This is a genomic window from Vibrio sp. B1REV9 (genome assembly GCF_905175395.2).
Taxonomy (GTDB): Bacteria; Pseudomonadota; Gammaproteobacteria; order Enterobacterales; family Vibrionaceae; genus Vibrio; species Vibrio alfacsensis.
Genome location: NZ_HG992745.1, coordinates 939,783 through 952,290 on the forward strand (window position 1 = coordinate 939,783; position 12,508 = coordinate 952,290).

The window sequence follows — 12,508 nt, forward strand, 5'->3', positions numbered from 1 at the left end:
AGTGAGGGATCTTCGTAAGATCACCTTAACTATAAGGATTGACCGTTAAGGATAATCAATTTCGATTGTTTGCAGTTGGTATCCTGCTTGACGATAAATTTTATACCTTTCTCTTGCGAGCTGTTTAGCTTTTTCTTCGCAAGGGACGAAGTCTACCACTTGAGCAAACTTGTTCGCAAAGGTTGTCTCATTTTCCGCCAAATTAATTACCAACTGACGATTCCAAGATGGCTTAACACCCTCATGGCCAATTTCTATATTCGTAGCGTATTTGGGCCCTTCACCTACGAGATTATGTGCCATGTACTTATCAGCATCAATTTGCCAGAAAGCCTCAGCAAGTTGCTCCGCGTGCCGTTTATCTTGGCAGTTCAAATATACTTTAGCGCCTTGACGAGCAAAGTGCTGAGTCAAAAACACGATGTATTGTTCAAACCCCGAAACGGTTGCTTGTGGGCTTTCTTCTTTAATGATGTAGAAAGTGGCGTTGTGCATCATTCTCTCGTTTGCTTAAGGTCTCATCCTAAGACCATCTTAACCCTCATTCATTCTCAAGAATATTGGGATAATAAAAAAGGGCCTTGCGGCCCTTTTTGATGTTGTTCAGAAATTACTCTTCTGTCTCTTGGCCGCTGCGGTTCAAAAGGAATTGGACAAGCATTGAGACAGGACGACCTGTCGAGCCTTTTGCTGCCCCTGATTTCCATGCAGTACCCGCAATATCAATGTGTGCCCAGTTGTACTTCTTAGTAAACTTAGACAAGAAGCAACCCGCAGTAATTGTGCCTGCTGGACGGCCACCGATGTTTGCCATATCAGCAAATGGGCTCTTCAACTGTTCATGGTACTCATCTGCCATTGGTAAACGCCATGCGCGGTCACTCGCTTGCTCTGATGCGTTAACTAACTCGTGAGACAGTGGGTTGTGGTTTGAAAGTACGCCACTGATGTGGTGACCAAGTGCGATAACACAAGCTCCCGTCAACGTTGCAACGTCAACCACACAATCTGGTTCGAAACGCTCTACGTAAGTCAGTGCATCACACAATACCAAGCGACCCTCAGCGTCTGTGTTCAGAACTTCAACGGTTTGGCCAGACATGGTTGTTAAGATATCACCTGGACGGTAAGCGTTGCGGCCTGGCATGTTTTCACAACCAGCAAGTACGCCAACTACGTTTAACGGTAGATTCAGTTTTGCCAACGCTTTCATGGTACCGAATACAGATGCCGCACCACACATGTCGTACTTCATCTCATCCATACCCTCACCAGGTTTTAGTGAGATACCGCCCGAATCGAAAGTCAGGCCTTTACCAATTAGTACGATAGGTTTTGCATCTGAATCTGGATTGCCTTTGTACTCGATGACAGACATCATAGATTCATTTTTGGAGCCACGACCTACCGCTAGGTAAGAGGTCATGCCTAGTTTTTCCATCTCTTGCTCACCAATGATTTTGGTCGTAACTGTTTCGTAGTCATCGGCAAGACGACGAGCTTGAGAAGCTAGGTAAGCTGGATTTGCTACGTTAGGCGGCATGTTGCCTAGATCTTTCGATGCTTTTACACCAGACGCAATCGCTAGACCATGAGAAATAGCTTTCTCGCCCAGGTTTAGCTCACGACGCGTTGGTACGTTGAACACAAGTTTACGCAGTGGGCGACGAGTTTCTGGTTTCACGCTCTTGAATTGGTTGAACGTGTATAGACCATCTTTTGTTGCTTCAACCGCCTGACGAACTTTCCAATAAGTATCGCGGCCTTTAACGTGCAGCTCTGTTAAGAAACATACGGCTTCCATTGAGCCTGTTTCGTTAAGTGTGCTGATCGTCTTTTGAATGATTTCCTTGTACTGGCGCTCGCCTAGTTCACGTTCTTTACCGCAACCTACGAGTAGAACGCGCTCTGACAATACACCTGGTACTTGATGCAGTAGTAGCATCTGACCAGGTTTACCCTCTAGATCACCACGGCGAAGTAGTGAACTGATGTAACCGTCACTGATTTTATCAAGTTGTTCGGCTACTGGAGAGAGGCGACGTGGTTCAAACACACCAACAACGATACATGCGCTACGTTGTTTCTCTGGACTGCCACTTTTAACACTGAACTCCATGCGTACTCCTACATCCTGAAGACAAATTGCTCTAAATGTTAGATAATGAACGCTTACTTGTTGAATTTAAGCTCTAGCATTACCGCTGAGCTGATTTAAGCGCTAACATTTAGTTTATAATTTTTAAAAAAATAAATGGTTCAACGGGAAACTATAGTGATTCGACCAAAAAAACAAGTTTTGTATAGGTAATTTCAGCGTGATTATTGTTAGATATTTGATCCGCGAAACACTCAAGAGCCAATTTGCGATTTTCTTCGTGCTTTTTTTGGTGTTTGTGAGCCAGAAGTTCATCAGCGTACTTGCTGATGCTTCTGATGGGGATATTCCAGCCGGTTTGATTTTCTCTGTTGTAGGTCTAAATATGCCTGCGATGGGGCTTTTGATGCTGCCATTAAGTTTGTACATCGGCATATTGATTACCTTCGGGCGTCTGTATGCAGAGAGCGAGATCGTGGTTATGAACGCGACAGGTATCGGGAATAAGTTCTTGGTACAGGCGGCGTTGTATTTAGCATTGATTACCTCTGCTGTTGCGGCTTTCAATGCTTTATGGTTATCGCCTTGGTCTCAAGATCGCGTTGAACAACTGTATGAACAGGTGGCAGCGGAAAACAGCGTTGATCTTTTGAAGAAAGGGCAATTCCAAGGTACGCCAGATGGATCTTCGGTTGTCTTTATTGATGACATAAAAAATAGCACGCTCAGTAATGTGTTTGTTGCGCAGATGCGTCCACGTGACTCTATCTTGCCTAGTGTGATGTTTTCTTCTTCTGGTGAAGTAAAAGAACTATCCGATGGACGTCAGATCATCACCATGCATGATGGGACGCGTTATGAAGGTGTGCCTACTCGCGTTGAATATATGGTGACTAAGTTTGATCAATACGAAGGTGTGATTGGTCAACGAGAGGTGAAGGAAAAAGGTCGTGATTGGGAAGCTTACCCAACGGTGGATTTAATCGGACATCCTGATCCGGAAGCTCAGGCCGAACTGCAATGGCGTATTTCTTTATTTGTCTGTATTCCATTGTTGACGATGCTCGTCATTCCACTTTCTGCAGTGAATCCGCGTCAGGGACGCTTCGCTAAGATGGGGCCAGCGATTTTGATTTACTTAGCCTATTTCCTAGCAATCAGTGCGACGAAATCGGCACTGGAAGATGGAGCGATCCCTGCTGCAATTGGTATGTGGCCGATCAATGCTATGTTGCTCATTGTCGCTATTTTGGCAAACATGATGGACAGTGTTCCTGCTCGACGTATGAAAGACAAATTCCGTAAGAAGAGGCTCGCGTAAGCTGTGTTCAAAATCTTAGACCTATATATCGGTAGAACCATTATGTCTACCACAGCCTTGGTTTTGGCGACCTTTGTTGGCTTATCGGGCATCATTAAATACGTAGAGCAATTGCGTAAGGTTGGGCGTGGTGCTTACGATTTGATGCATGCTCTTTATTTTGTATTGCTGAGCATCCCTCGCGACGTTGAAATGTTTTTCCCAATGGCGGCACTACTGGGGGCATTGATTGGCCTTGGTATGTTGGCCTCAAGCTCTGAACTTGTTGTGATGCAAGCCGCTGGTTTTTCAAAGTTGGACATTGGTCTTTCGGTATTGAAAACGGCAGTGCCTCTCATGCTCATCGTAATGACGCTTGGTCAGTGGGGGGCCCCAGAGGCACAAAAGATGGCGCGTGACTTACGAGCATTTGCCCTGTCTGGCGGTAGCATTGCTTCGGTCCGAGCTGGGGTATGGGCGCGTGATGCTAACGACTTCATTTTCATTGGAAAAGTTGAGGATGACAAACTCTACGGTTTAAACATGTGGCGTTTTGATGAAAATAAGAACCTCGAAAAAGTGATCTTTGCGGAAGAGGTGGATTACCAACAAGATAACAATTGGTTGATGCGCTACGTACAAATCACGGATATGGAAAATGAAAATGTCATTACCAAGCGTGATTTAGAACAGATGGAATGGCATACCTCTTTAGCGCCAGACAAGCTAGCGGTAGTAACGGTTAAACCAGAAGAGCTTTCTTTGAGTGGACTGTATGATTACGTTACTTATTTAAAAGCTTCAGAGCAAGATGCTTCGCGCTATGAACTGGCGTTTTGGCGTAAGTTGACCCAGCCTTTATCTATCGCAGTGATGATGTTAATGGCACTGTCATTTGTGTTTGGCCCATTGCGCAGTGTGACGATGGGGGCACGAGTGCTTTCAGGCGTGGTTGCTGGCTTTACGTTCTACATATCCAGTGAATTTTTTGGTCCGCTCACGTTAGTTTATGGCATTCCGCCAGTATTTGGTGCCTTAGCGCCAAGTTTGGTGTTCTTAGCCATTGCCGTTTCTTTACTAAGAAGAAAGCTATAGTTATTCAAAAAAATTAACCGTATAAAAAAGGAAAGCACAGTGCTTTCCTTTTTTGTTTGCTTTTACCGCTCTGCTATCTCGCTTTTGGCAAGACCACAACTTCGGTTTTTGCCCAGATGTCATGGAAGCCTCGTTTTTGCGGATCAATTGGAACCGTTAGGTTTGCCAATCCAAAACCAGAGGTTGCCAAGCGAATTAACGCTTGAGTGATGGTAATAGGTCCACCATCTTTGCTGTTACGGATCTGCATCTTCCAAGCTCGCATCCCTAGGGTTTGTCCTGCTCTTGTCCAGAAAAATACAAAGAAGTAAATCCATACCGCTGCAAGATATAATGTGAACAGTGGGCTTAGCACCGGATGTTTTCCTAGCATATCAGCAGCATCCACATATTCGCCATAGCTTAATAACCCTGCAGCATTCAAAGCAAAAACAATTGCCATGACGACTCCCGCAGCCATCATCTCGATCGCGAGGATGATAAGAGTGTCATAAATCAAAGCCGCGATTCGACGAAAAAAACCGGCGGGTGGAAGAGTCGTTGAAGTAGTCATAGTTCTATCACTTACCTTTAAAATTGTGCGTCAGAATATAGATTCCGCTTGCTTGTGAAAAGAGACCTAACGCACAGAGTCACAGTTTACGATCAGATTGATTATGTTATTCGAGAAAGTTTAGAGATAGCAGTAGAGGGGAATCACCCATCAGAATAGATTCTTTATCACACTTTGTGGCTAAATTATCAGCAAACGGTCGTTATCAAAGATTTTTCTGCTTGCGAAGCATAAAAGCTTACGTATAATGCCAATCATCAAAGGGCAATAGCCCAAAGATGCCGGTATGGTGAAATTGGTATACACGACGGATTCAAAATCCGTTGCCTTCGGGCGTGGCGGTTCAAGTCCGCCTACCGGTACCATATTCTATATGACAAAGCCTCGACGAAAGTCGGGGCTTTGTTGTTTCTAGGCTAATCAAAGCTTACCTCAGCTTTTCTTTCCTGTTATCAGCAGAAAATCTCTCTCAATAGACAATCTTTATCAGCCTTTAATTTTCTCCCATGGTCTATCTATGGTTCATCGCATGACGATTCTGTGCGCAAGGGAATCCTAGTAAATCCAACAATTGCTAAAAGCTGCAATCTCGCAAGCCAGTATCACCAAGGGCTGTGGGGTGTAAGAACCATGGTGAATTTACGGTGACATGAATTTAGGTATGAAGTTTGGTTTGGGTAAAAGATCGTTTTGATGAACTTCGGTTAAAGCCTTTTATCATTGGGGCTTGTTGGTTAGTGTGTATCAAGGCGGTAGGGGATATACATTAACAACGTCGTTTGGTGTTGTGCTTTGTAAGTTTTATTGCAGTGAAACGAGCGCCAAAGTGGGCACAGCACCGTGAATGGTGATAGCTTCTCTTTGACTGAGTGCTGCCAGATGATAACCTGTTGTTAGATTCCCCCTAAAATGAATACAGAGTTGCTAGATGAATAAAAATGTTCTCATTACTGACCTAGACAATACGCTTTTTGATTGGTTCAGCATTTGGCATGCAAGCAATGCGGCGATGCTTGAAAAGGTATATGAGATTACAGGATTGAATAGTGATGTGATCTTGCCTGAAATGAAAAAGGTTCATCAAGAGCATGGCACCGCAGAATACGCATTTATCCTTCAAAGTTTACCATCACTATTGTCATTATACGGCTCGGAAGAAGGAGTTAATATGGCTCTTGATGAAGCAATTCATGCTTTTAGATCTGCAAGAAAAAAACACTTCCAGTTATATCCAACAGTTGAGTCGACACTTAAGTCTTTAAAAGAAAAAGGGGTGTTGATCGTGGCGTACACGGAGTCAAAGTCTTATTACACATCATATAGACTAAAGACGTTTGGCTTAGATAGTTATATTGATTATCTTTTCTCTCCACCTGATCATGAGTTACCTGATGAACTTGGCTCAGGGACAAAGTTTAACTTTCAATTAACTAAACCTAGGCATACTCCAGAAGGTGAAACAAAGCCTAATCCTAAATTGCTTTTGGATATAATCAGCGAGGTTGGAGCAAATGTGGAGGACTGTGTTTATATTGGTGACAGTGAGATGAAAGATATAGACATGGCTCAACAAGCGGGTGTTACAGATGTGTTTGCTAGATATGGCACAAGCCATTTTGAGCAAAATGTGGAAGGGTATGATTTGTTGCGCTCAGTAACCCATTGGACCGATGCTGATGTAGAAAGAGAGAAAATGATCAAAGAAAATTATCATTCAATGCCACCAACGTATTCTGTTGATAGCTTTTCTGAATTATTAGACTTGTTTGATTTTTGTGCGTTTGATGGAAAAAAACATGAGCAATAACGATAACGTAGATTTAGAGCGACTAAAGCTAAACGTTGATGTGTGGAAGAAGATTGTCGACGTTCAGCAACATTTTAATGATCTTGAAATGAAAGTTCGTAACTTTGGTTTACTTATTATTTCAGCATTTATTAGTGCGATTGGTGTTAGTTTAAAATCTCAATACGAGGCAGAAATTTTAGGATATGAAGTACCAGTAGCAGCATTTCTCGCATTAGGTGCTCTTGTTGTTTGGATGCTTGTGTTTTTAGTGGATGTTTACTGGTATCACCCTTTACTAAAAGGTGCCGTTCTCAAAGGTATCGAGATAGAAGAGCAGTTGAAGCTGGATTTGCCTAATATAAATTTGACCCAAAAAATTGGCGCAGAAAGTGCTGTTAGTATTTTAGGTATTAAAAATGTTAGGAGTACGACAAAAGCTAAGATTTTTTATCTTGGAATTGGTGGTGTTCTACTGAGCATAGCAGTCTTACTTCTTATGATTAGTGATAAGGTTGAAAATGAGAAAGCACTACAAAATTCGGGGGTGGGAATGGAATTGAGCACTCAAGTAGAACCAGTTGCACTGAGTGTTATTGCTTTAGGCGACTCTCATTCGGAACAAGATAAGAGTAAAACCGATAAACTACCCTCCACTAAATAGATAACTGGTTTTAGATATATAGTGTTCAGTGCACTTGTCTATATTACCGAAATAAACAGCAATCCAAACATATATTAACCTCTTGTATACACTGATAATACAGGAGGTTAAATGTGACAAGTTCACGACTCACCACAGCATTTCTAAACAATCTCAAGCCCAATCCTGCCAACGCTAAATCCACCGATTACGAAGTTAACTTGTCTGCTATGAAAGACTCTGGTTTGCCTGTTGGAGTGCGGTGTTTAGTTGGCAAGAGACAGGGTTCAATTAGGTTCATTTTTAGGTTTACTAGCCCTGTGACTGGTAAAAAATCCAGCATCGGTCTAGGGCGACATAATGACACTGACTTAATTACGCTGCGTAAAAAAGCTAAAGAATATCGCCAGCAAATCCTTGAGGGTATTGATCCGAAGATCGAGCGTGATACTGAAAAAGTCGATTCTTCTATGACCCTAGAGCGATTCTTTAATGAGGTCTATCTGCCATTAGCCAAGCAGAAACGATCTTGGAAAGATGAGGTCGCAAGGTTTCGCCATGCTAAGTCGATACATCATGTTCCAATCAATCAGCTCACTGCTGCGCATATTGTTAAGATCCAAATGGAAATGCAGGGTGCTATTAGCAAGACTACAGGCAAGCCTTATGCTACTGCTTCAATTAATCGAGTGCTGGCATTACTGAAAACGATTAATCGCCAAGCTTACAAGTTGATGGATGCGCCTTTAGTAGCGGATAAGGTGAGCTTGATGAAAGAAGATAATGTGCGCACGGGTTATTTGTCGGAAGTTCAATTAAAGGATTTTATTCGCCATGCCTTGGAGTATCCAGATAGGCACACAGGGGCATTTCTTGCTCTGCTATTTCTAACTGGACTACGCGATAAGGAGCTGAGATTTCGTTTATGGAATGACATCAATTGGGGCGAGCAAACTCTTACTATCCAACATACGAAAAACGGTAGTAGTCATGTTATCTATCTGAGTGATTACATGGTCGAGATTTTACGGTCTATACCCAAGGTGTCGAATAACCCTTATATCTTTGCTGGACGTCGTAAGGGGAAACCTATCAGTCCTGCTAGGCATACGGTAGGTAGCTTACTGGCGAGTCGTGGGGTTCCGTTACACGATATAGCCAAGCAGTTAAATCATGCAGATCTGTCATCAACAAGGCGCTACTCCAAGCTTACCGTAGGACGTAGGCGTGAAATTGGTTCGCATCTATCGGACATGGTGAGTGGTGGTTTGTCACTTGGATAAATCAAGCAATATTTAGATCAAATCATTAGAAAAAGCCCTCGTGCAGCTATTCGCTGCACGAGGGCTTTTTCATTATTAGAGGGAAATTAATTATGAAGAAAGTAAATAAGTTTGAGGAAGTAGTATCACTACCAATACCCGATGGTGTTAAAGCAAAACTCCTCGAACATTTGATAGAGCCATTCGGTGATGAAGAAAGCACTAAAGCGTTCTGGGATGAAGTCAGTACAACCTTGTACTTGATTGAGGAGTCCGATACCGACGAAACGTTGAGTGAACAAGCCGAAGAAGATCAGCATTTCCTGCGCTTTGTTTCTAACTACCCTGAGTGGGTTCTGCTGTTAAACGATGATGATTGCCCTTGGTTGCTGGCGGTCGCCATAGTGACTATGGAGGGTGGTGGAGTCTACTGTTGCGCTCCAATGAACAGTCCAACATTCCCTGTCGTCAAGCTCGCTGACCAAGCTGAATCTTAAATCCAAATCAAACCTGAACTATTCCAACTTAAAGGAGGTGTCGTATGGCACGTAAATCAAATCAACAACAAGAAACGGTTCAAGCTGAAATCGTAGAGGGTAATGAACAAGTCACGGTTACTGACGATAAGCCAGTCGATCATTTCACTAATATCGTACTCGATGGTAAAGCGAAAAAGCTAAGCCCGAAAACAACAAACCATGTGTTCTATGAAATCGTATTACATGACGAGGAAAATGAGCTTTATATCCGTATGACAGGAAACGAAGGAGGTGGTTTGTTCAGCCGTGAAAATATACGCTTAGCTGATTTGATGAATGTTCTTTGTGCTCAGGATACCAAGCCATTTAAGAGTACTGTGGTGAAATCTCTATTCAAATCTGGCTCGGCCAACAATAGCGGTTTTCTCATGGCTTGTTGTAGGGGGCTTGGTCTTATTATCCCGACGGAAAAGTCAGTGTTTCTTCACCAACTCGCACCAGATTTTGAGCAACGTCGTGATGAATTGCTGTCGCTAGTGGGGGGCGAAACTAAGCCTGAATAACCCTGAAAGTCATCAATTCTTACCAATCAAGCCAACTCTGGCTTTTCATACCTAGCACTAACCAAGAGTGCTTCCCTAACAATTTAAAAGAGAATTTATTATGAACTTAACTTTTGACGTTGAGCGATCACTGCTACCAGTAAGCAAAGACTTGAGAAGCAAGCTTGAACAAATCGCCAATCAACATGACCTACCAACGGCATCAACCAGAGCTCTAACATACAATTTCCGCGATACCAGTTTCAGCGCTGAGGGGGGCTGGCATCCGGTTGAAATTCGTATCGAGCAAGAGAGTGGTCTGTGGCACTTTAGTTATATTACGGACTTTAGTTACGTAGGCTATCCATATCCTGAACTGGCTAAAGAAGTTGATTTTGATTTTGCCAATGGAGAAGCGGCATTTCTTTATATGCCACCTCAACCTATTAGTGACACGAACGTTATAGACTTCTACCAGATGTGGGAACTGAACTTTATGACGTACCTACATATGGAAGTATTCGATGAGATACAAGTCACGGTGGATTAGTCCATCACTAACCAATTAAGTTGAAAACACCATGTATGCACCATAAAATTTGCCAGTCACTTCCTAGTGAAATCAAGGCTTCCCATTGTCCCATGTTCGTCATGGTGTGATGGGAAGCCTTTTTCGTTTGGGTAACGTTCTACAACGTTTTACTTAAACGTTGCAGTCGGGATTCAGAGGGGAACAGTTCAATGGAGCTTGAGAAATGGATTTTTAAACCAAGGAGTGGATTTTAATTCTAACCAGTCTGGTTGGTTTGTACCGAGCTTTTGACATTAGTGACTCCCATTGCTTCAACAAGCAATGGGAGTGAGTGCGGTGTTTCCTTTAGGGCGAGTATGGATAGTGGGTCATAAATGCGATTTACCCTGAGTTTGTCCATATTCATTTGTTTCTATCTCGCGCCAAGAGCACGTTAGTGCTTTGTTATAAAAATGAAACAAAAAGGTTGGTGTGAATAGCCACCGACTTGATAGACACCTTTTAGTTAGACAAAATGACTAATAGAGAGGTGCTTATGAGCAGCAAGAGATATCCAGAAGAATTTAAAATTGAAGCAGTCAAACAAGTGACTGAAAAAGGTTATAGCGTGGCTGATGTTGCTGCGCGACTAGGAACAACGAGCCATAGTTTGTATGCGTGGGTTAAACGTTACGGTCCCAACTCTTCACTATACCAAGCTCAATCTGATGAAAGTGCTGAAATTCGTCGACTTAAAAAGGAATTGCAGCGGGTAACAGAAGAGCGAGACATACTAAAAAAAGCCGCGGTGTACTTCGCAAGCCAGTCCGACTGAGGTATGCCTTTATAAAAGCGAATCAGACCATCTGGTCTGTTCGGCGCATGTGTAAAGTCTTTGGAATTCACCCAAGTGGTTATTATTCTTGGCTAAAAAATCCAGATAGTAGACAAGAAAAGCGGCGAAAATACCTTCTCGGACTTATAAAGCAATTTTGGCTGGAGTCAGGCTGTGTGTATGGTTATCGAAAAATCTACAGTGACCTGCGAGATGAAGGGGAAATCTGTGGAATTAACCAAGTTCATAGACTAATGAAGCGAGAAGGTATTCAGTCGCAAAGAGGCTATCGAAAGCCACGCCCCAAGGGTGGTGCCGAAAACATCATTGTTCCTAACAAACTCTCAAGAGAGTTCAACCCGATCGCGCCCAATCAATCGTGGGTAACTGACATTACCTATATCAAAACGCACGAAGGTTGGCTGTATTTGGCAGTAGTTGTAGATCTATTCTCTCGGCGAGTAATTGGTTGGTCAATGAAAAGTAGAATAACTAAAGAACTTGTCCTCGATGCTTTGCTGATGGCGGTTTGGCGCCGTTCGCCTATAGGAAAAGTGCTCGTCCTCTCAGATCAAGGTAGCCAGTATACCAGTCACGATTGGGACTGTTTTTTGAAACAGCATGGTCTTGAATCAAGTATGAGTCGCCGTGGTAATTGTCACGACAATGCGGTTGCCGAGAGTTTTTTCCAGTTACTCAAAAGAGAAAGAATTAAGCGGAAGTGCTACACCACTAGAGAGGAAGCTCGTATGGACATCTTCGAATATATTGAGATGTTCTACAACATTAAACGCCGACATGGTTCCAATAATCAGTTGTCGCCAGTAGAGTATGAAAAGCAATATGAAATCAAGTTAAAGAGTGTCTACTGATTTGGTGGCTATTCAAAGACGTCAAATGAGTACTGTTTTCGAAAGTATAAATCTTTCTTATCAACAGCTTGTTGCGTTTAAAATTTTTATCTTTATGCTACCCCGCAAGCCATCACCCCTGTTGGCGATAGATGATAAAGGCAAACCAGTAGAAATACTGGGACGCAAAGCTTCCGGTCTAAGGGATGAATCCTAAGATAGCGGGGACGCCATGAATTACCGAATGAGCTCCTAACTCACACTCGGTAGCCTATGCACGTGCTTTGTTTGCCTTATTGAAACCATCAATAAGGAATTACAACATGTAAACTCAATATTCTGCACTAGCGTTACTCGCATCATTATTATCAGCTCTCCTCCCATTCTGATAGAGGTGAAGCGCATGACGCCATTGTTGAACTCCCCCAAACAGCCATCAATGACAACAATGCTTATAGCAAAATTGTTAAATGAAAAATGTTGTAAGACGTTTCAGTTAACTGGAACCTACTCAAATGCAATGTGGCTCATTCAGCAAATACTTTTCAACCAA

12 protein-coding genes, 1 tRNA gene and 1 riboswitch are annotated in these 12,508 nt (G+C 42.8%); of the genes, 10 read left to right on the forward strand and 3 right to left on the reverse strand.

Annotation, left to right across the window (positions count from 1 at the left end; all coding sequences use genetic code 11):
• Positions 1-45: 45 nt before the first annotated feature.
• Both KHN78_RS09870 and pepA read right to left on the reverse strand, forming a co-directional pair.
• On the reverse strand, positions 46-495 hold the full coding sequence (locus KHN78_RS09870) for a DNA polymerase III subunit chi (protein WP_211916534.1): 450 nt from the start codon (positions 493-495) through the stop codon (positions 46-48).
• 115 nt (positions 496-610) lie between these two features.
• A complete protein-coding gene (pepA, locus tag KHN78_RS09875) occupies positions 611-2,119 on the reverse strand; it encodes a leucyl aminopeptidase (protein ID WP_211915923.1) in 1,509 nt (502 codons plus the stop codon).
• A 199-nt stretch (positions 2,120-2,318) separates the two neighbouring features.
• Between pepA and lptF the strand changes: the two genes are divergently transcribed.
• Positions 2,319-3,419, forward strand: a complete 1,101-nt coding sequence (gene lptF, locus KHN78_RS09880) for an LPS export ABC transporter permease LptF (RefSeq protein WP_211915924.1) — start codon at positions 2,319-2,321, stop codon at positions 3,417-3,419.
• A 3-nt stretch (positions 3,420-3,422) separates the two neighbouring features.
• Complete coding sequence (gene lptG / locus KHN78_RS09885) at positions 3,423-4,493, forward strand: LPS export ABC transporter permease LptG (protein ID WP_211915925.1); 1,071 nt, start codon at positions 3,423-3,425, stop codon at positions 4,491-4,493.
• Positions 4,494-4,566: 73 nt separating this feature from the next.
• Here the strand turns inward: lptG and KHN78_RS09890 are convergent, their stop codons facing one another.
• Positions 4,567-5,046: an RDD family protein gene (locus KHN78_RS09890; RefSeq protein ID WP_128810108.1), complete on the reverse strand. Its 480-nt coding sequence runs from the start codon at positions 5,044-5,046 to the stop codon at positions 4,567-4,569.
• Positions 5,047-5,326: 280 nt separating this feature from the next.
• Here KHN78_RS09890 and KHN78_RS09895 point away from each other — a divergent pair.
• The 8 genes from KHN78_RS09895 to KHN78_RS09930 all read left to right on the forward strand — a co-directional run bounded on the left by KHN78_RS09895 (position 5,327) and on the right by KHN78_RS09930 (position 11,976).
• Positions 5,327-5,411, forward strand: a tRNA-Leu gene (locus KHN78_RS09895).
• Positions 5,412-5,974: 563 nt separating this feature from the next.
• A complete protein-coding gene (locus KHN78_RS09900) occupies positions 5,975-6,853 on the forward strand; it encodes an HAD family hydrolase (protein WP_211915926.1) in 879 nt (292 codons plus the stop codon).
• Positions 6,843-7,496 (forward strand): hypothetical protein, encoded by a 654-nt coding sequence (locus tag KHN78_RS09905; protein WP_211915927.1) that lies wholly within the window; start codon positions 6,843-6,845, stop codon positions 7,494-7,496. Before KHN78_RS09900 ends, KHN78_RS09905 begins: the two co-directional genes overlap by 11 nt.
• 113 nt (positions 7,497-7,609) lie before the next feature.
• Positions 7,610-8,758, forward strand: coding sequence for a tyrosine-type recombinase/integrase (locus KHN78_RS09910; protein ID WP_211915928.1), 1,149 nt, complete (start codon positions 7,610-7,612; stop codon positions 8,756-8,758).
• A 92-nt stretch (positions 8,759-8,850) separates the two neighbouring features.
• Entirely contained in the window at positions 8,851-9,234 is a 384-nt protein-coding gene (locus tag KHN78_RS09915) for a hypothetical protein (RefSeq protein WP_211915929.1), read from the forward strand.
• 44 nt (positions 9,235-9,278) lie between these two features.
• A complete protein-coding gene (locus tag KHN78_RS09920) occupies positions 9,279-9,779 on the forward strand; it encodes a hypothetical protein (RefSeq protein ID WP_211915930.1) in 501 nt (166 codons plus the stop codon).
• Positions 9,780-9,879: 100 nt separating this feature from the next.
• Positions 9,880-10,308 (forward strand): DUF2787 domain-containing protein, encoded by a 429-nt coding sequence (locus KHN78_RS09925; RefSeq protein WP_211915931.1) that lies wholly within the window; start codon positions 9,880-9,882, stop codon positions 10,306-10,308.
• 517 nt (positions 10,309-10,825) lie between these two features.
• Positions 10,826-11,976 (forward strand): IS3 family transposase gene (locus KHN78_RS09930; protein ID WP_211915932.1). Its coding sequence is split into 2 segments (ribosomal slippage): positions 10,826-11,063 and positions 11,063-11,976, totalling 1,152 coding nucleotides; the frame shifts between segments, so codons are not numbered across the junction.
• Positions 11,977-12,105: 129 nt separating this feature from the next.
• A riboswitch (cyclic di-GMP riboswitch) is annotated at positions 12,106-12,190 on the forward strand.
• Positions 12,191-12,508 lie beyond the last annotated feature (318 nt).